The organism is Clostridium luticellarii, assembly GCF_002995845.1.
Lineage (GTDB): Bacteria > Bacillota > Clostridia > Clostridiales > Clostridiaceae > Clostridium_B > Clostridium_B luticellarii.
In genome coordinates this window covers 14,619-35,390 of record NZ_PVXP01000017.1, presented here as the reverse complement: position 1 = coordinate 35,390, position 20,772 = coordinate 14,619, and the positions used below count along the sequence as shown (strand labels likewise).

General features: G+C 35.0%; 16 protein-coding genes. 2 read left to right on the top strand and 14 right to left on the bottom strand.

What is annotated here, in order from left to right:
* The first annotated feature begins 147 nt into the window (after window positions 1–147).
* A complete protein-coding gene (locus CLLU_RS07955; RefSeq protein ID WP_106009209.1) occupies window positions 148–2,451 on the top strand; it encodes a heavy metal translocating P-type ATPase in 2,304 nt (767 codons plus the stop codon).
* Window positions 2,452–2,454: 3 nt separating this feature from the next.
* Here CLLU_RS07955 and CLLU_RS07950 read toward each other — a convergent pair whose 3' ends face one another.
* The 12 genes from CLLU_RS07950 to CLLU_RS07895 all read right to left on the bottom strand — a co-directional run bounded on the left by CLLU_RS07950 (window position 2,455) and on the right by CLLU_RS07895 (window position 18,809).
* A complete protein-coding gene (locus tag CLLU_RS07950; protein WP_106009208.1) occupies window positions 2,455–3,327 on the bottom strand; it encodes a cation diffusion facilitator family transporter in 873 nt (290 codons plus the stop codon).
* 19 nt (window positions 3,328–3,346) lie between these two features.
* Window positions 3,347–4,276 carry a ketopantoate reductase family protein gene (locus tag CLLU_RS07945; RefSeq protein ID WP_106009207.1) on the bottom strand — a complete coding sequence of 310 codons (930 nt, stop codon included), beginning with the start codon at window positions 4,274–4,276 and terminating at the stop codon, window positions 3,347–3,349.
* Between the two features lie 80 nt (window positions 4,277–4,356).
* The gene (locus CLLU_RS07940) at window positions 4,357–7,851 is read right to left on the bottom strand and encodes an AAA family ATPase (protein ID WP_106009206.1); all 3,495 of its coding nucleotides are present in this window, start codon (window positions 7,849–7,851) and stop codon (window positions 4,357–4,359) included.
* On the bottom strand, window positions 7,838–9,058 hold the full coding sequence (locus tag CLLU_RS07935; RefSeq protein ID WP_106009205.1) for an exonuclease SbcCD subunit D: 1,221 nt from the start codon (window positions 9,056–9,058) through the stop codon (window positions 7,838–7,840). The genes CLLU_RS07940 and CLLU_RS07935 overlap by 14 nt, the downstream gene beginning before the upstream one ends.
* A 148-nt stretch (window positions 9,059–9,206) precedes the next feature.
* Window positions 9,207–10,460, bottom strand: coding sequence for a nickel pincer cofactor-dependent isomerase, group 22 (locus tag CLLU_RS07930; RefSeq protein WP_106009204.1), 1,254 nt, complete (start codon window positions 10,458–10,460; stop codon window positions 9,207–9,209).
* Between the two features lie 26 nt (window positions 10,461–10,486).
* The gene (locus CLLU_RS07925; protein ID WP_106009203.1) at window positions 10,487–11,461 is read right to left on the bottom strand and encodes a bile acid:sodium symporter family protein; all 975 of its coding nucleotides are present in this window, start codon (window positions 11,459–11,461) and stop codon (window positions 10,487–10,489) included.
* Window positions 11,462–12,027: 566 nt separating this feature from the next.
* Window positions 12,028–13,902: a molecular chaperone HtpG gene (gene htpG, locus CLLU_RS07920; protein ID WP_106009202.1), complete on the bottom strand. Its 1,875-nt coding sequence runs from the start codon at window positions 13,900–13,902 to the stop codon at window positions 12,028–12,030.
* Window positions 13,903–14,132: 230 nt separating this feature from the next.
* On the bottom strand, window positions 14,133–16,004 hold the full coding sequence (locus tag CLLU_RS07915) for a transglutaminase-like domain-containing protein (RefSeq protein ID WP_106009201.1): 1,872 nt from the start codon (window positions 16,002–16,004) through the stop codon (window positions 14,133–14,135).
* A gap of 128 nt (window positions 16,005–16,132) precedes the next feature.
* Entirely contained in the window at window positions 16,133–16,354 is a 222-nt protein-coding gene (locus CLLU_RS07910; protein WP_106009200.1) for a hypothetical protein, read from the bottom strand.
* 13 nt (window positions 16,355–16,367) lie between these two features.
* Window positions 16,368–17,336: a DUF58 domain-containing protein gene (locus tag CLLU_RS07905; RefSeq protein WP_242977518.1), complete on the bottom strand. Its 969-nt coding sequence runs from the start codon at window positions 17,334–17,336 to the stop codon at window positions 16,368–16,370.
* Window positions 17,337–17,503: 167 nt separating this feature from the next.
* The gene (locus CLLU_RS07900; RefSeq protein ID WP_207655961.1) at window positions 17,504–18,448 is read right to left on the bottom strand and encodes an AAA family ATPase; all 945 of its coding nucleotides are present in this window, start codon (window positions 18,446–18,448) and stop codon (window positions 17,504–17,506) included.
* A gap of 223 nt (window positions 18,449–18,671) precedes the next feature.
* A complete protein-coding gene (locus CLLU_RS07895; RefSeq protein WP_242977520.1) occupies window positions 18,672–18,809 on the bottom strand; it encodes an aspartyl-phosphate phosphatase Spo0E family protein in 138 nt (45 codons plus the stop codon).
* Window positions 18,810–18,965: 156 nt separating this feature from the next.
* Between CLLU_RS07895 and CLLU_RS07890 the strand changes: the two genes are divergently transcribed.
* Window positions 18,966–19,196, top strand: a complete 231-nt coding sequence (locus CLLU_RS07890; protein ID WP_106009197.1) for a helix-turn-helix domain-containing protein — start codon at window positions 18,966–18,968, stop codon at window positions 19,194–19,196.
* Between the two features lie 97 nt (window positions 19,197–19,293).
* Here the strand turns inward: CLLU_RS07890 and CLLU_RS07885 are convergent, their stop codons facing one another.
* Window positions 19,294–19,473, bottom strand: coding sequence for a small, acid-soluble spore protein, alpha/beta type (locus CLLU_RS07885; protein WP_106009196.1), 180 nt, complete (start codon window positions 19,471–19,473; stop codon window positions 19,294–19,296).
* Window positions 19,474–19,536: 63 nt separating this feature from the next.
* Window positions 19,537–20,700, bottom strand: coding sequence for a MerR family transcriptional regulator (locus CLLU_RS07880; RefSeq protein ID WP_106009195.1), 1,164 nt, complete (start codon window positions 20,698–20,700; stop codon window positions 19,537–19,539).
* Window positions 20,701–20,772 lie beyond the last annotated feature (72 nt).

Here is a 20,772-nt window from a genome sequence, read left to right as displayed (position 1 = left end):
CTAACTTTTCTAAATTATTGACATAAATTCAGAAGCGTGATAGAATACAGGAAATTGTATTTTGTTGACCAGAAAACTGGAGACTAGTAGTTCATTTAATGGATTGCTGGTCTTTAATTTTGTTCAAAATTAAAGGAAGTGTTAAACGTGATTAAAAACGGCTCATTAAAAGTTTATGGTATGACCTGTACTCTATGTGCTATTACAATAGAGTCTGCTGTGGATGAAATTGAAGGCATAAATAAAATAAATGTGAGTTATGCCACTGAAAAGGCAAGATTTCAATATGACAACAATAAAACAACTCTGGACGCCATAAAGGAGAAAATAGAGCTGCTGGGTTTTTCAGTGGATGAAGGAAATGAAAAATCGTCCAGTACGAACCTTTCAAGAGAAGAAATCGAAAGAAACAAACTCAGAAATCTATTCATAGCCTCCGCTATTTTAAGTGCTCCGCTGATACTGGGAATGATACTTGGAACCACGGGCTTTTGCCACAGTAGTTTTGATCCTGCTTCAGCTGGTAAATGGGGAAATTTTATTGAAACTTTGAGATTTAAATCCTCCCAGCTTCACAACTGGAAATTTCAGCTTGTAATAGCAACTATAGTACAGTTTATAATAGGTTTCAGATTTTACAAAAGTTCCTTTTATGCACTAAAGGCCAAAGCCTTCACTATGGATCTGCTGGTTGTAATAGGTACTACAGCTGCATATTTCTACAGTGTGTATATAGCACTGTTTCAAACTTTAACATATACCCTGGGAATGATAAATTTATATTTCGAATCCTCCGTTTCTATAATTACTCTTGTACTTCTGGGAAGATATCTGGAAGCCATGGCCAAAAGCAGAACTGCCAGCTCTATAAAAGCTTTAAGCAGGCTTCAACCCAAAACGGCCAGAGTAATAAAAGACAATTCAGAACACGCAGTTCCCGTATCAAAAGTATCCATAGGAGATGTACTAATGGTAAAACCTGGAGAAAAAATACCTGTGGATGGAGTCATTATCAGCGGTTTTTCCTCTGTGGACGAATCCATGCTTACAGGAGAAAGCCTGCCTGTTGAAAAAAAGAAGGGTGATGTTGTAACAGGCGCTTCAATAAACAAAAATGGTACCTTCAGCTTTAAAGCTACTAAAGTGGGCAGTGATACTGTGTTTTCAAATATTATGAGATTAGTTGAAGAGGCTCAGGAAAGTAAAGCACCTATTCAAAAAATCGCAGATAAAATATCCGGCATTTTCGTTCCTGCGGTGCTTATCATATCATTAATTACTTTTATAATATGGTATTTTATAATTTTAAATCACCAGTTTTTTATCATAAGTATTGCCATAATCAATGCCGTATCAGTTTTGGTGGTATCCTGTCCGTGCGCACTTGGTCTTGCAACTCCTGCAGCGCTGATGGTTGGAATGGGAAAAGGTGCTGAGAATGGAATATTAATTAAAAATGGAGAGAAACTGGAATTGTCCTCCAAAATCAATACGGTGGTATTTGATAAGACAGGAACTCTCACCGCCGGAAAGCTTGAGGTATCCGATATTACACTGTTCAACAGTAAAAAGCTCCAAACTCTGGGCATCAATAACAAGAAGGATTTATTGATTTTAGCAGCCTCTGCCGAAAAGCTTTCTGAACATCCTATTGGAAATGCTGTATACAAATATACCGTAAACAGCTGTAAGTATAATCTAAAAGAAGTGTCCAAATTCGAAGCTGTTCCAGGAAATGGAATAACCGCAGTTATGGACGGCAGGACCCTGCTTATAGGTACCAGAACATTTTTAGCCGAACATTCCGTAGATTTACATACACTTGGAGATGAATCAAATGATTTACAAAAACAGGGTAAAATAACCATTCTGATATCAGTTGACAATATCCTGGCCGGCTCCATTGCCCTTTCGGATAAAATAAAAGACAATTCGAAAGACGTTGTGGCCTCCCTTAAAAATATGGAAATAGAAGTGTACATGCTTACAGGTGACAACAAAGACACTGCTCTTTTTGTTGCAGACAAGCTTGGTATAGAAAATGTAATAGCACAGGTTCAGCCTGAAAATAAAGCAGCGCAAGTGGCCAAATTAAAAAGTAAAGGAAATATAGTTGCCATGGTAGGTGATGGAATAAACGACTCACCTGCCCTGGCTACTGCAGATATAGGTTTTGCCATGGGGACAGGTACTGATGCAGCTATTGAAACCGGAGATATAATATTGCTGAGGGATGATTTGAGAGCTTTGCCAAATGCAATAAAGCTTTCAAAAATGACAATGAGAAAAATAAGACAAAATTTATTCTGGGCATTTATCTATAACATAATTGCAATACCCGCCGCAGTGACCGGACATCTGAATCCTGTTATTGGAGCTGCTGCGATGTGCTTTAGTTCCATATCAGTTTTATTGAATTCATTAAGTCTTAAAAAATTCAAGATAGTATAAAAATCATTTTAAAGCCGGCTCTACATGTATAATTGCATATTTTATTTTAAATTTACTGCTCAGCATACTTTCTATTTTTTCCGTAATCCTATGACTTTCCAATACGGTCAATTTAGAGCTGACTACTATTATGATATCAAGTAAAATATTATTTCCATGTACCCTGGCTTTTATATCCTTGACGCTGTCTACACCTTCAATCTTATTTATTTTTTCAACTATGGCATCCAGCTGCCTGCTGTCAAAACCATCAGTTAAACTTTGGGCGGACTCCTTGAAAATTCCCATGCCTGTTTTTATTATCAGTATTCCCACTATTACTGCTGCCAGTGGATCTATCCAAGGAAAACCAAACTGTGATGCTATAATTCCACAGGCAGCTCCAAGGCTGACCCAGGCATCAGAAAGATTGTCCTTTGCAGCAGCCATAAGTGCCAGACTCTTAATTTTAACCGCCACTTTCCTGTTGTACCTGTACACTACATATACCAGTACAGTACATACAATGGAAACCAATGCGGATATCATATCCGGTGCCTTGGCCTTGAAAAATATGGTGGAGTACACTGCATTGTAAAAAACCTCTGCTCCTACAGCTATCATTATCAAAGAAGCAACAAGAGTGGATACCGTCTGGGCTCTCAAATGTCCATAGGCATGATCCTCATCTGCAGGCTTTCTGGATATTTTAAGTCCTATAACAATGGCTAAGGAAGCTATTATATCCGTGGAATTATTAATGCCGTCCGCAAAAAGAGCTCTGGAATGAAAAAAATATCCTATACCGAGCTTAAATAAAGATAAAAACACATATACTACCACATTTACCTTGGTTCTCTTTTCTGCAATTTTAAGATCTTTATAATCCTCTTCCATCTGCTTTCTCCTATAAAACTTACATTTTTAAATCATTGCTCCACTCCACTGCCTTTATTATATTCAAAAGTGTCCTGTTTACCGGAGTATCTACTCCATATTTTTCTCCCAGTCTGCATACAGTTCCTGCGAATATATCGACTTCAGTTTTTCTGCCATATTCAATATCCTGACACATTGAAGTATTGCTGCGGGGAGGCATGGTAGCAAGTACCTTATTCCATTTTTCAATATCCTGCCCGCTTAAATTTATGCCAATTTTGTGGGATAAATTTACCACTTCCCACATGGCAGATTCCATAAGCTCTTTCGCCGCACCTACAGATTGAAATACTCCGTAATCCCCTCTTACAACTGCTGAGGCCTGATTTATCCCCACATTGATCATAAATTTATACCACAGGGAGTGCATCATATCCTCTGGAATGCTGTAGGCTATATCTGCCCTGTCAAAAAGTTCTTTTACCCTCTGTACCTTTTCCGAGTAAATATTATTTGTTTTTTCGCCAAAAACTATATTTCCGTAACTGGAAAAGGAGATCTCATTGCCCTTTCGGTTTCCATCAATGGCAATACAGAGGGCATAGAGCGTTTTATCCATTCCATATTTTTCTCCTATTATCTCTTCGCTGGTAATTCCATTCATGAGAGATATTATAATTGTATCTTTCCCAACTTGATTTTTCATATCCTCCACAGCCTGACAAAGTTGATTTGACTTTACTGAAACAATAATCAAATCTGCAGGTTCAGTTTTTTCCTCTGGTGCTACATATGTAAAATCATACCTCTTGCCATTTATTATAAATCCATGTTTTCTATACCTTTCAGCCCTTTCCCCACCTGCTATAACTTTCAATCCCGCAGGATCCAGATCATACAATTTGCTGATATAGGCACAGCCGATAGCTCCCATTCCTACAGCGGATATATTTCTTATACTTTTCACAATAAATTCCCCCCAACATCATTCAGATATATTATATCCATTATAATATACGACTGGACTTATGTAATAGCCCTAATATTTTAGTTCAATTCTATTTTAATTCTGCTCCCTCCCATACCAGATTCAGCCGGGGTAACTATGAGTCTCACCGGCATTCTCTCCTTTATGGACTCCAGATGACTTATTATCCCTATGGATAATCTGTCATTATGGATCTTCTCCAGGGAATCCATAACTATTTCAAGTAAATTTTCATCCAGCGTACCAAAGCCTTCATCTAAAAAGAACAGCTCCAGAGGCGCCCTGCCCTTTAACTGTATTTGTGAGGACAACGCCAGTGCCAGTGCCAGGGAAGTTACAAAAGTTTCCCCTCCTGACAAGGTAGATGCATCTCTTTTTTTACCTCCATTTTTATAATCCCTTATAAAAAATCTGCCATCTCCATCAACCTCCAGCCCATAGTTTCCGCAGGTGATTTCCTTTAACTTTTTATCTGCCTCCAGAGATATGTATTTCAGCTGGTTGCCTGCAACAAATTCCACGAATTTCTTTCCCTTAAATAATTTTTCCAGATCATCCAGAAGCGCCAGTTTATGTTCAATTTTTTTCTTCTCCTTTAGAATATACTTCAATTGAAGAAGCTTTGTTCTCATAGAATTAACTTCTTCCTGCAGTTTTATTTTTTTCTCATACAGCTCCTTCAACTGACGGCTTTTTTTATCTTTGATATATCCTATTTCAAGCCACTGCTCCTTCTTCAGGGTCCTTTCCCCTATTTTCCCATGGATGTTTTCTATGGTGCCCTTCAATTTAGCCAGAGAATCCCTGTACTGCTCTACCTCTTCATTAATTTTATTTATCTCAATTATATTCATGAAATTTTTCCTGACCTGGTAAGTATTTTCAAAGTGCTGCTCGTTCAAAACCCTGTCAAGTTTTTTACTCTCATCTGACTTCATCTCATTGTAGTTCACCAAATTACTCTGACATGCTATTATCATGTTTTTATATTCATCATACTTCACCTGTACCTTTTTACTGTCTTCTTTGATTTTTGCATATTCAATTTCTATCTTATCTATATGTGCTGATATCTGCTTGTTGACATATTGAATATCCAGCCCTTCCCCCACTTTATTTCTTATACTGTTTTCCTTTTCAACTATACTTTTATTTTTTTCCTGAAATTCAGTTTGCTTTTCACTCAATTTCTCCTTCAAACTGGCAGTTTCACCGCTAAGGTCCTCCCACTTTGACTGAACTTCAGTCAAGTTATCTCTGAATTTTTTTATTTCAGCCTCCAGCTTAGCTTTTTTCCCTTCCTTTTCATTTATCTCATTTTTTTTATCTTTAAAATCTTCAATCCCCAATTCAGTTTTAAGTGAGTATAATTTTTCTGCTCTTATTTTAAGTTTTCCCTCTTCCTTCTCCAGATTCAGCTTGAATTTTTTCAGCTGTATTTCATTTTGGCTCTGTGCTGCAATAATTTTATTGTATTCTATATCCAGAGAATTTTTTTCTTCTTTTAAAAGCTTGATTTTTTTGTCAAGTTCAGACTTGCTGTCATTAAATCCATAAACTCTGCTTTTCAATTGAACAAATTCATTTTGCACAGTTTCCAGCGAAGTGGATTTAAAACTTTCTCCCATTTCACTGATCTTTTTACTATTTTCTTCTACAATCCTATTCTCTGATTCAATATTTGTACGTAGCTTTATTATTTCTTCAGACAGGCTCTTAAGTTTTTGCTGTCTGGCCTCCAAATGTCTTTTTAACTTGTCAGCAGCACCTGTATCAATTTTATCCAGAGTTACTCCACCACAGTAAACAGAACCGCAGACAGGACATGGATCACCCTCCGACAATGTATTTCTCAAAGTATTTGCCATATTACGTATTTCAAATTTTTTTATTTCTTCCTCCAATATATGAACTTCAGCTCTCAGTGAGGACTCTTTACTGACTTTATTTTTTAATTTTTCATTTAAATTCTGTAAAATTTTTTCACTTTTCTCCACAATATTCTTGTAATCCCCATATCTGTCCCATTTACCTTTTATATCAGCTGCCTTTTTCTGAAAGTCCAGAAGTGTACTTTCATCTCCCGGGCAATTTTTCACAAGCTCTTTTAACTGATTTTCAGCTTTATCTACCAGCTCTTGTTTTTTCTCTACATTCTCCAGTATAATTTCACCCTTTTTACGTTTATCCTCAATATTTGCACTGATATTTTTTATATCTTCCAGCAAGCTGTTTTTTTGATTCTCTATAATTTCATAATCCTTCAATACAATAATTCCTTCATCTACCTTACTTTTATACTCTCCAGGGACCTTAAGGCAATTTACATTTTCTTCCCTGAGCTGTATATCAGCTGACAGCTTTTCAATGTATTTTCTATTCTCCACTCTTTCATTATTTTTTACCTGAAGAGCTCTTTTCAGATAATCAATATCTTTTTTCAAGGTTTCCTTCTGTTTCCGAAGCTTTTCCAGAATTACATTTTCTGCCATGGCATCCATAACTTTCTGCTGTTTCACTTTTAATTCCGGCAGCTCCCTGTGCCTTTTCTCTTCAATGACACTTAAGCTGGCATCTGTTTTACTTTTGTGCTGTGTTATACTATTCATACTTCCATTCAGATCCAGAAGTTCTTTTTTTAAAATCTTTATCTGTCTGAGAGTATTTTCATAACTGTCCATATATGGTTTGACCTTTAATGCACCTTCAGCCAGTGCCACTTTTTTTTCACATTCATTTATATAGCCTTCCCTTTCCAGCATGGACTTCTGGCAGGATATTTTTTCATTTAATTCCATTTGAAGCTTCCAGAGTTCTCCCGCAGTATTAAATTTTCTTTCCACATCATCGTACTCAGTTTCGCACAGATGATATTGTTTTTTTACTTCCTCAAGAACTCTCTCCTTTTCTTCCAGAACCTTTTCATCAATTCCCTCATAGCCGGTGAGCCGTCCTTGAATGAGATTATCCTTCTCTCTTTCTTTCTTGATCTTTGATCCAAGCTTAAAAGACAGGTCATCTCCATATTTTTGAAGTCCGAACAATCTCTCAAGCATATTCCTTCTGTCTTTTCCCTCCAGCCTTAAAAATTCACTGAATTTTCCCTGGGGAAGCACTACGGTCCTGGTAAAGTCCTCAAGTTTTAATCCCAGTATTTCCTCACATTTTTCAGTTACGCTTTTGGCTCCTTCCTCCAGTATTTCTTCTATGCCAGAAGTAATATCCAATATTCTGGCAAATTTACTCCTCACTTTTCCGGTTTTACTTTCTCTTTTAAATTCCCTCTCCACCCTGTATATTTTCATTTTCTTATCTGATATCTGGAATTCATAGCTTACCATCAAATCCGTGCAGTTAACATTCATGAAATTGGAGCTTTTTCTTGCGACCTCACCGTAAAGTGCCAGGGTGATTCCATCAAGTACGGTAGATTTTCCGCTTCCCGTAGGTCCGAATATGCCAAATATACCCCTGCAGGTCAATTTTTTGAAATCAATTTCCTGGGTGTCCATGAAACTGTTCAATCCCTTTATTTTAAGTTTAATTGGTTTCATTATTATCCTCCTCCCCAATAATAGACATCAGCAGGTCTATTATCTCCGGATCAGGTTCTACCTTTCTTTCCTTTATGTAAAACTCCCTGAATATGTCCTCAAAGGATTTATGTGAAAAACTGTCTACATCCCCATCAATACAATTTTCACCTGTTATCTTAGGAACAATTTCCAATATATCCTTTTTCGCAGTCTTCATCAATTTTATTTCATCTTCCCTTATATATCTGTCGGTGCTTATCTCCATATAGACCCAGCAGCTGCTGCCACTATTTTCATTACATCTTTCGATAGCCTCCTCTACACTGGCACATCTCCAGATTTCTATAGGTTTATATGTCTTAAATTCAACTTCCCTGACACTGCAGTCCTCCCCTGCCTTTACATCTATTACAAAACATTTCTTTTTAAAACTAATTTCTTTTTTGTTGTACTGCAGAGGGGAACCTGAATATCTTGCCCTCCCTCCGGTCCCGGGCACTGCTTGAGGTTTATGGACGTGTCCCAGGGCAATGTACTGCGCTTTTTTAGGGAGACAGCTTCCGTCTACAATAAAACTTCCACCAAGCTGAATGTTTCTTTCCGAGCCGGCCTGGTCACTTCCCATTGCAAATAAATGGGAAACCGCAATATTTATGGTATCCTCTCTAAAGTTTTTACTTAAGTTGTCAAATAGAGTCTTGATTTTATGGCTGTAGGACAGGACTTTGTCTTTTTCCGTTTCCATTTCATTGTATAAAACTTCATTTAATCTTTTTTCACTTGGATAAGGTACTGTAATGATCACAGCTCTCTCCCCATTTATTTCAATTTCAACAAAACCCTCACCGGAATCTACAACTTTGTGCTTTCCATAATCTCCGCAGGGAATTACGGACTTCGGTGTACCCACCATTATGATTCCATGATCTCTTGCCAGAGGACCTGCTGCCACTAATCTATCCGGGTTGTCATGATTGCCGGATATAACCAAAGTTATTCTTTCTCCATCCGAGGACAATTTTTTCAATGTATCATAAAACATTTTTTCAGCCCTGGCCGGTGGATTATAGCTGTCGTAAATATCTCCTGCAACGATAACCAAATCCACATTGTTCTCATTTACTATTCTCACAAAGTCTTCAAGAAAAGCTTCTTGTTCGTCCATGCAGCTGTGGCCTTCCAGATTTTTTCCCAGATGCCAATCAGAAGTATGTAAAATTCTCATTGATTTTTCCTCCAACTCAAATATAGTAATATCACATCTATATATTGATCATTATATCATAATGCCAGAACGGCTTTAATGCTAAAAGGGACTGTTTCAAAATTCAAATTTTGAAACAGTCCCTCTAACATCCTGCGGAGATTATTTTTTAAAACAATGTCAAATTTCCATTCCCGTCAAATACATCTGTAACGTCCGTTCCACAAATTTTATATTCAGGGGGAACTTCAGGCAGCAGCGCTGAAGATATATATATATGTGAGAGCTCAAGAGTACTGTCTATGAGCATAATACGTGCCGTATCCTGATCTACAGCTCGTCCACAAGTCTGCAGAGCTATCCGTATTGCCTCTTTGTCTGTAGGAGCTACCACCGGAATAAAACAGCGCTCCAAAAATCCAGAAGTTATGGTATTCATGTAAGTCTTTTGGATATCCACCTTGTCATAAAGCCTTTTTGTAGTCACATCGGCAATACCCATGCCCAGAGCATTTCCCTCAGATTCCTCCGTTAAATCCAATATGACAATTCTGCTTGCAGTTCCCGGGTCATCAGGTATACCATTAATTCTCATGCGGCCAATTACATTCGGGTCCATGCCCACACCAGAGATATTCTTTCCCATCTCCTTGATTACCAAAACATCCAGATTGCTCAATGGCAGCTTAGGCAGCAACTTCTTTGAATACTTCAGAAGTTCTGCATCTTTTTCAAAAATATTTCCGGCATTTAATACTTCCACAGCTGCCGTCATGTCCCTCTTATTTTCAACAATGGCCACTGCAGCCAATAGAGGAATATGTTCCAATACCTTTTCGGCCACTTTTGGAATTAGATTTTTAAGTCCATTGGCGCCGTGCTGATGTACTGCTTCTGCCTGTGCTTGTTTCCCTATTCCAATAACCAGCATCTTTATAACTCCACTTTCATGTTCACCGTGAAAATCAGTATGAGCCTTGACCCTGTTTACCGGAACTATATAGTCCAGATCCAGCACCTTTTTATCTACATAAACCGGCTGCCTGCCTATGTGATCAATGGTTTCCACTTCCATATTTGACACTATGGGAACTCCGAGCTCCTTTTCATTTATGCCGTAATGATCCAGAATTGAACGCTGTCCTGCTGCTGTTGCACCTCCATGACTGCCCATGGCAGGTAAAACAATTACATCAGCTCCATGTGCTTTTAAATTGATTATAACCTGTTTTATAATGAGCTGAACATCCCGTATACCTCTGCTTCCCGCCAGCACACCTATTTTTTTCCCTTTGATATCCTTTCCTTCAAGCTCTCTGTCAATTCCATGTTGAACTATCTCAATTATTTCTTTTTCAGACAAACAGCTGCAGCTTTCTTCAGTAACTATTCTATGAATTACCGGCATTTTTATATCAAGCATACTAAACCTCCTTGCAAGAATAAATTTTAATTTTCTAAACTTTCAGCTTTAATTTTTGCAGAATCTACAGCATCATCCTTTTCCGCTCTATTGGACCAGTAGGTTGCCAGGGCAGAACCTGTAACATTGTGCCAAGCACTAAAAATAGCACCAGGAATAGCAGCTAGAGGATTTAGATTCATTAAAGCCAGTGTAACTGCAAGTCCTGAATTCTCCATGCCTATTTCAAAAGCAATTGCCTTGGATTTGCGCTTGCTGAGCTTGCCTAATCTACGTGCAGCATTATATCCCAGGAACAATCCAGTTGCATTATGAAGTGCTACTGCCAGGAAGGCCATAAATGCTACACTGGCAAGGTTTTCTGCATTCACTGCAACACCTGTGGTTATGATAAACATAAGAGCAATTGTAGATGCTACAGGTACAAATTCTACAACTTTCTGTACAGGTTTATCTGCAATTCTGCGGAGCAATACTCCCAAACAAACTGGAACAACTACACTTTTTACAATACTCAAAAGCATTGACGCTGCATTTACTTTAACCATGGATCCTGCAAGCATCAAAAAAATTGCCGGTGTAAGGATAGGTGCCAGAACCGTATTCACACTTGAAACCGTGATTGAAAGAGCCTCATCCCCCTTGGACAAAAATGTCATAAGGTTTGAAGCCACAGCGCTTGGACAGCATCCAACCAAAATAAGTCCAGCAGCTATAGGAGCCGGTAAATGCAAAAGCTTTGATATGGCAAATGCAACAAAAGGCATGATGAGATAACGCGGTACAACACCCCACAGTACATCAAGCGGGCGAGAAAATACCAATTTGAAATCATTGGTTGTCATAGTAAGTCCCATGCAGAACATTACAGTTCCCAGATAATAAGCAGTATAGGCACTTAAGGGCTTAACATGGGTTGGAAATATAAAGGATAAAACTGAACCAATGACCACCCATACCGGAAAATATCCCGTAATTATTTTGCAAATTTTTCTTATCATTTTTCTAATCTCCTTTTCAATTTCTTAAATATAATTTCCAAAATTATCAATGGACTAAGTAATAATAGATTCCTGATATTTTACTGAATCACCACCTTTTTATGTATCGGAATATTGGGAATTTTATAAGTATTGCTGATCATAAATCGTTTTCAAAGCTCTATATTGAAGCTTATTCAACATAAAATAAACTTTTTGTCTCTCCGGAGAAATCTCATAGTAGTAAAAATACTATTATGTATATGATATAGAAGTAAATTTACTACTATAAATAAGTATACTATTTAATCGCTTTCATATCAATAAAATAATCAAAACTCCCTCTCATTTTTATTATAGCAATAATCATACCAACCTTTATTCTATTACTATATCACCTTAAAACTGCTTAAATCCACATTTATATTTGTATATAAAATAAACCTTTCTGTTAGAAAAATTTAAGAATGTGAGATAATTGTTATATTCGTTGTTGTAATTTGATTATTCTAACAATTTTAAAAAATCCCTAACTCAAAAACAAGCTCCCTGATAATCAAAGAGCCTGTTTTTTCTAAAATATAAGATTATTTAATTAAACTGCACACATTATTGGCAAACTGCACAGGATCATCTACTGGAAGCCCCTCAATTAAAAGCGCCTGGTCATAGAGCAGGTTGGAGTACATCTTCAATTTGTCCTTATCCTCTGCAAATGCCTTCTTGATAGCCTTGAACATCTCATGGCTGGTATTTATTTCAAGGATTTTATCAGCTTTTATATTCTGGTTGCTCGGCATCATCTTGAGTACCTTTTCCATTTCAATTGAAACTTCACCTTCATTTGCCAGACACACAGGATGAGTTTTGAGTCTATTTGAAGCCCTGACTTCTTTTACCTTATCCTTCAATACCTCTTTCATAAAATCAAACAGTTCTTTATTTTCCTCGGTTTCCTTTTTACTTTCCTTATCATCAGAGTCAAAACCCAGATCTTTGCTGGAAACAGATTTGAATTCTTTTTCCTTGTATTTCATGAGCATTTTAATGGCAAATTCATCCACGTCATCGGTAAAATACAATATTTCAAAATTCTTGTCTTTAACCAGCTCTGTTTGAGGCAGTTTTTCAATTTTTTCTATGTTCTCACCTGCCGCATAGTATATATATTTCTGCTCCTCTTTCATACGTGAAACATATTCATCCAACGTTACAAGTTTTTTCTCCGTGGAAGAATAGAACATCAGCAGATCCTGAAGTACTTCCTTGTTGGCTCCAAAATCAGAATAAACCCCATATTTGAGTTGTTTTCCAAAACTGTTGTAAAATTCAATATATTTTTCACGATCATTTTTGAGCATCAAAAGAAGTTCGCTCTTTATTTTATCCTTTATCCTCTTAGCAATGAATTTAAGCTGCCTGTCGTGCTGCAGAAGTTCTCTTGAAATATTAAGAGAAAGATCTGCCGAATCCACAAGTCCCTGGACAAAGCTAAAATAATCCGGCAGTAAATCAGCGCATTTTTCCATTATCAAAACACCATTTGAATAGAGTTCAAGTCCTTTTTCAAATTCCTTTGTATAGAAATCATAAGGTGCTCTGGCCGGAATAAACAGCAGTGTTTTATAGCTGACTACACCTTCTACACTGGAATGTATCACTCTGAGAGGCTTATCGTATCCAAAATGCTTATCCATATAAAATTGATCATAATCTTCCGGCTTCAATTCATTTTTATTTTTTCTCCAGATAGGAACCATGCTGTTTAAGGTTTCATCCTCAAAATACTCTTCCTGCTCTTTGTCATTGTCCTTTTTAGGTCTGCTCTTTTTAACCATCATCTTGATTGGGTATTTTATAAAATCGGAATATTTTTTTATCAAAGATTTAATTTTATATTCATCCAGAAACTCATCATACTTTTCATCTTCAGTATTTTCTTTGATTTTCAATATAATTTCAGTACCCGCAGTTTCCTTTTCACAGGGTTCAATGGTATATCCTTCTGCACCCTGTGATTCCCACTTATATGCCTTATCCGAGTCAACGGAACGACTTTTCACAATCACTTTGTCAGATACCATAAAAGCGGAATAGAAGCCAACTCCAAACTGACCTATTATGTCCACACCATCTTTTATGTCATTTTCACTTTTAAATGCCAGAGATCCGCTTTCTGCAATAGTACCCAGATTATTTTCAAGTTCCTCCTCTGTCATTCCTATACCGGTGTCAGTAATTGTAAGTGTTCTTTTCTCCTTATCTGGAGTAATTCTGATAAAAAAATCCTCCTTGTTGAAGTTCACATTTTCATCAACAAGCGACCTATAATAACTTTTGTCAATTGCATCACTGGCATTTGATATAAGTTCTCTTAAAAATATCTCTTTATTTGTGTAAATTGAGTTAACCATCAAATCAAGCAGTCTTTTCGATTCTGCCTTAAATTGTTTTACAGCCATTTTATCATTTCCTTTCAGTTATATCTAATAATATCTAAATGACAGGGCACAAAACCACTGTCACAATTATCATATAATCCAATATTCAATATTTCATCAGATGACTCTTGAATTTATGGTCATCCGGCTATTTTGTTAGCACTTGTATTACTTGAGTGCTAATTTTATTTTAACAATAATTTTATCTTTGTCAATACATTTTTACAAATTTATCTCTTATACAATTTATCTCAGAAAAAAATATAGTATTTCAAAATGTTTGAATTCCTTTTTACCGTTTTTTCTACAGTCAATATGACAGTATTTTTATTCAAATTAACCTTTTCACCTCCGTATATTTCTCTGTATACATCTTCTACCAGATCTCTAATATCCAATTTATCTTTTATTCTAAAAGCAAATTCCCTGTCAGTTTCATAGATTTTTTTTGACAGCCCTATAGTTTTTAATCTTTTCAATACAAAAGTATACAATGGCATTACAGCTTCACTATTTACTATGTTTTTAAGTATAATTTTTCTTCTTAAAATTTTGGTTGTACCAAGTAAAACAGCTGTACATATTATTGTAGCTATATAATTATATTTTTGAAATTTTTTAATGGAACCGGCGTTTTCAATTTTCTTCTCTGTATTTGTCCGCTTGTCTTCTTTCACAGGTTCTTCCTGCGGCTGTTTTTGCTCACTGCTATTTTGAGAATCATTATCTGCAGCAGCGTTTTCTGTGCTGCTCACCCCATCATTATCTCCATAACCCGGAGTGGTGTCCAATATTGTCCACGTTCCTTTATCTGCAGAGGTGAGTACTTCACACCAAGCATGGGCATCAGAGGATCTTAAAATATACCTGCCCTTATAATCCTTTTCCCCGCTTATTTTAAATCCCTCTACATATCTAGCCGGTATGCCGGCAGCTCTGCACAGCATTACAGCAGCCGTAGCAAAAGACGTACAGTATCCCTCTTTTCCGTCAAATAAAAAGAAATCAACATAATCTGTAGAATTGCTTTCCATTTTATCAGGCTGTAAATTATAATTGTAGTTATTCATCAGATAACTTTTAATAAGCTTCAATTTTTCAGTATTGTTGGAAGCCGTGAGAGTTATTTTATCTGCCAATTCCCTTACTCTTTGCGAACTGGTAAAATTCAGGGCATTGTCATTCACATTATAGCTTTTGTAAACACTATTTATATCCTCACTATATTTTGACACGGCATAATCCTCAAAAGTCTCAATATCGTCATAATCATAAAAGTTTATGGCATATTTGGTCTGATGCCGTCCTGCAAGATAGTTTTCATCACTGTACATAACAATATCTGAATTTTCCGAAGAGATTATCTCTGTAATGAAATTAGGTGATATCATAATATTATAGAAATCATCATTCAAATTTTGAACTGAAATAGTTTTAATTTTTGAAGTCTTTTCCCTATTGTATTCAATATTTTTCTCAATGAGTCCGCTGCGTGATGCTGAATCCAATACATTCAATGTATGTCTAGCTCTCAATAAGATCAGATCCCTGCTTTCTGTCCACCTATCATGATTATAATTATAGTATACCTTGGTTCTCAAATAATCAGGTACATCCCCGCTTATCAGCGAAAGCTTATAATCACTTGTCTTCAGTTTCTTTCCCAAAATAGATGTTCTGCCTGTATTTATACCGATGCTGACAAAATCATGAGAACTGTCCTGGTTTTTGTTGATCATATTATTAAATTTATATTGAATGACATCTGCTTCTTTTCCATACGTATCCGGTACAAAACAATATATAACTGAGGAAAATCCAATACATATTATTAAATAGTAGAGAAATAAATTTTTAGCATAATTTTTTTCTACTTCTACACTGAATTTATATGGATTATAATTCATATAAGCTGAAAAAATATATAAAGGCAATACAGTTTTCACTGCTGTATTGAATTCCAATAACTCATACAATACCAATATTAAAGTATTGATCAATGTTGCTGCTGTTCCCAAATTAAATTTAAATAGAATTAAATAAAGAAATGTCAATATAGGTATAATTAAAACATAAAATGGGTAGATCAATGAAAAATCAACTGAAGAAGCTGTTTTAGTCAAATTATCTATTCTTGTCGCTAAATTTTTTAAATTGTCGAGATATGATATGAAATTAGAGTACCTGAAAATGACTGCAGCTAATACAATAAATACAATCAATAAGGGCAGGCAAATTTTGTTATTTTTATTTATGATGTACTTGAATTGCTATGTAGGTAGACTTTATCTAATAGACAAATTTTGTTATTTTTATTTATGATGTACCCTGTCAACTCAAACACTGTCAAAGTTACTGCAAATACCAATGCAATATTTTTATAGGAAATATCTGCAACAATATAAGATTTATCAACTAAAATAATAATCATTACAATATTTGCTACAGCCATGGGAATATAAATTTTTCTCAATATACCACATCCTTTAAACAGTCAATACCACCACATCTATACCACTATGAGACAACAATTCTTTTATTTTATATGAAATATCTACCAGGACGAAAACAATTAAAACTTCACAATTATTTTTTATTTTGGAAAGTACCTCCACATTATGGGACAATATAGTATAAGTTATTATATAAGTACACCTGTATACTTCAGCATTTTGCATTTTTTTCCCCAGTACTTTATTGAAAAAATCATTTTTCCCCATACTTTTGTGCTTTAGATAATATGACAGGATAGAATAATAGTCATCAATTTTGTCCAATTTAAAAACAGAGCTTTGTAAATTTTCGATGTTTACATAAATAGTTTCACCTTTCCACAACAAATATTTTATTATGGATAATGAAAAAGAAACCAGATTTTCATCTGTCATATTGTGAAATGCCTTGGGCTGCATCAGGCAATCTGTCATATCCACATATATCTCAATACCCTGCTTTTTTACGGTATCAAATTTTTTTACATACAGTTCATTCATTTTAGCACTTAATTTCCAGTGTATATCCTTAAAATTATCTCCTGCCGCATATTTATCAATAGATGAATAGGTATCCGAAGTATAGAAGTTCATATTATTTTTTGAGTACTCACTGGCTCTATCTATAATTCTCTCAATTTTCAAAGGCAGTTTCACCCTCTTGGGATAGACAATTATATCATGTTCATTGCTAAAATTCATTTTTCTCGAAGATACCAGGAATATATCTCCTACCTCCAAAAAACAATTTTTCAAGCTATAAATTCCCCTGTCAGTAAATTCACAATTCAACTCAATTTTAAGTTCTTTAAACGGCGGTAAAATAAAACTTCCACTTGATTTTTCTCTTACATTAAAAAAATCAAATAAAAAACCTATGTCAGGATAAAAAAATAAGCCTCTATTTTTTACATGTAAATAGATTTTTGACTGTTCATCCACAAAAAATTTTTTGCTTTCCAAACACAAATTGATCTCTATATATTTTTTTAAGAAAAGCATTGAAATAAATGAGATAAATAGTATTGAAAGGAATACCAGAAGTAAAGAGTTAATTATTTCTTTCCCATAAAAATAATGAGCTGAAATCAGTAAAGCTAAAACAGCTATAAACGATATTTTAAATTTTATCATGCGTATTTAACATCAGGTACTGCTACCTCTTTCATTATGTTATCAATAATTTTCGAAGTATCAGTACCATTGAATTTTTCTTCTTTCGATAATATTATTCTATGGGAAAGTACTTTTTTTATATTTTCCTTTACATCATCCGGGACTACATAGTTCCGCCCATGTACATATGCAGCTGCTTTTGAGATTTTCAACAGTGCAATGGAAGCTCTGGGAGATGCCCCTAACAGCAATTCATTGCAGCTTCTCGTCTTCTGGACAATATTGACTATAAACTCATATATCCCACTGCTTACATGCACATTTCCAACTTGTTCCTGGTGCTGCTTCAATTGATCAAGTTCCATAACAGGAAGTATGCTGTCCAATTGACTTTTTCCATGGACAGAACGGGAGGAAAGCATTTTTATCTCTTCATTTTTTGTGGGGTATCCTAGAGATATTTTAATCATAAACCTGTCAAGCACCGCTTCAGGCAGCTGAAAAGTACCAGAATACTCCAATGGGTTTTCTGTAGCCATTACCATAAATGGCGCATCTAATAAATAGGTATTATTTCCATCGGTGATCTGACCTTCTTCCATTACTTCAATTAATGCACTTTGAGTTCTAGGCAAAGCTCTATTTATCTCATCTACCAAAACCATATTGGCAAAAATAGGACCTTTCTTAAAATTGAATTCATAATTTCGGGGATTGTAAACAGACACTCCCAATATGTCAGAAGGCAGTATATCCGGTGTTAATTGAATTCTGCTGAAATTTAAATTCAGACTTTTACTCAAAGCTTTTACCAACATAGTTTTTCCTACACCGGGTACATCTTCAATAAGCACATGTCCTTCCGCCAAAATTGCTTCCAGTATATCCAAAATCACAAGTTTTTTACCAACAACAACTTTTGATATATTTTCTATTATATTTTCCATATCCTTCCTCAAACCAATCTCCTCCCGGCAATTCAACGCAGTATTAACTACAATTATAGCCAATTTTATAAAAATCACAACAACCGCAATGTTTTTTAACATACTTATTAATGCCAGTCATTTAAATACTCCTCGTTAGAACAGAATACTATTATCATCAAAAATTAACAATACTTTAACAGACATATTATCCCAAATTCATACATTTGAACATAAAAACTCATATTTTATATAATTAACTGCTTGTACTTTTTATGACTTGATTTATGTATTTATCTAATTTCTGACTTGCCTTTAATATTTCCCTGTAGTCTGCCTTTTCCTCAATTAATTTATGTAATCTCTCTCTCAAATCGTTTACCTTATCATCCATCACGTAAATTTCAAACCGCCCTTCTTATAAATAACAAATTAAAGTTTATAATTCAAAACACTTTTAAATTATAGCATAAAAATCCCTTATTGTAGACTATAGTATGCTGACAATTTGCAACATTTTTTTTAAAATTAAATTCAAGAGGTGGTTTATGTGACATTAGAAAATGCACTTGCTGTAACTTTAAAAAACCGCAGAATAAAATGTGGATTATCCCAGGAGGATCTTGCTCGTAAATGTAATATTGATAGAACTTATATAAGCATGATAGAGTGTCAGAAACGAAATCCTACTTTAAATATCATTTTTAAAATCTGCAAAAGTTTAGATATAAAAACCAGTGATTTTATTTTAAATATTGAGAAAGCAATGGAAGACAGCTAAAAAGTCAGAATTGTTTTCCGGCTAACTTAGTTCACATTTATAAATAAATTGAATGGAGTTAAAAGGCCCCATCCTTTCCGGACGGGGTTTTTTGATATTACTTTAATTTTTTTTCATATTTTTTAACCATTTTTTTAACCATCTGGCCGCCTACTGAAAAATTATTCACTGAACTGGAATTCTTGTTATTTTCGGCCAGTTCCCTGGCCGCTTCTATCTTCAATTTCTCCATGCCAATTCTAGCTTCGGGGACCAATATCTTATTTCTTCTGGACATAAAATTATCATCTCCTCTACAATAGTTTGTACATTTCAATGAAATATATAATAGAAATTTACCCTAGTTCAACTTGTTTTTAGAATAAAATTTTAGGGCTTTTCCTATAAATTTTGATGCACCGCTTCCATATCTTTTATCTGTTGCTTTTATAAATTCAGGACTTGATAAATAAAAATCTGCCATATACCCAAAATAATTTTCTCCTTCATATACTTTCAAAGCTTCATTTATTTGCCTGGTTTCATTTGCTATTTCAAAAACAATTTGTTGAATCTCTCTTGAAAAAGGATCTCTGCTTAAATCAGATACAAGCTTTTTATATAATGTATCTATTTTAGGCAAATTATTTTCAGAATAAATTTTCAAAGCTTTTCCTATAAATTTAGACGCACCGCTTCCATATTTCTTATCAACTTCTTCTATCCATTTAGGAAATACCAAATAAATTTGCACCATACTGTGCCAGTAATAATCTCCCATATCAGCTTTAAAAACTTCATAATCCTTTTTAACTGTATTAGTTATTTCTTCAGCAATCCGTTGAATTTCCCACGAAGAAGGATCTTTGCTTAAATCAAACACAAGTTTCTTATATAGTTCTTTTAATTTAGGATGCCTGTCATAAAGGCAATCTTTCTTAAACTCATCAATCTGTTCTGCTTTAGCTAAAACATCACTATTTAAATTTTTCTTTAAAGCTTCAGTGAATTTTTTTATACTTCCATACTGCTTTACAGCGTCTTTGGCAATTTCAGTTTCCTTAGTTTTAACTTTTTCAATAAATTCATCAAATTTATCTATGCTTCCCCACTGCCTAATTACTTTAGTCTTATTTTCTGTTTTAAATTCTTCTAACACATTATAATATTCGGTCATATCAAATTCCTTAAAACTCATCGTGCTTTCTCCCTTCAACGTTTTATTTATAAGTCCAATTAATTTGTTTAATCTATTGCGTTTCAAAACAAGCAGTTTTTTCTGATTTTTTAGTGCCTCCATTTTATCGAAGCTTGGTTCTGTCATAATTTTTCTTACTTCCTTTAAGGGTAATTCAAGCTCCTTAAAAAATAAGATCTGCTGTAAAGCTTCAAGAGCCCTGTCATCATAAAGTCTGTAACCTGCCTCTGTAATCTTACTTGGTTTTAACAATCCTATCTCATCATAGTAATGCAGTGTGCGCACACTTATTCCCGTCAAATCTGAAACCTGTTTTACTGTTCTCATTTCCACACCTCAAAATTTGATTTTAGAACTATCACTATTGTCTAACGCTCCGCCGGCTGCAAGTCTTTGTTG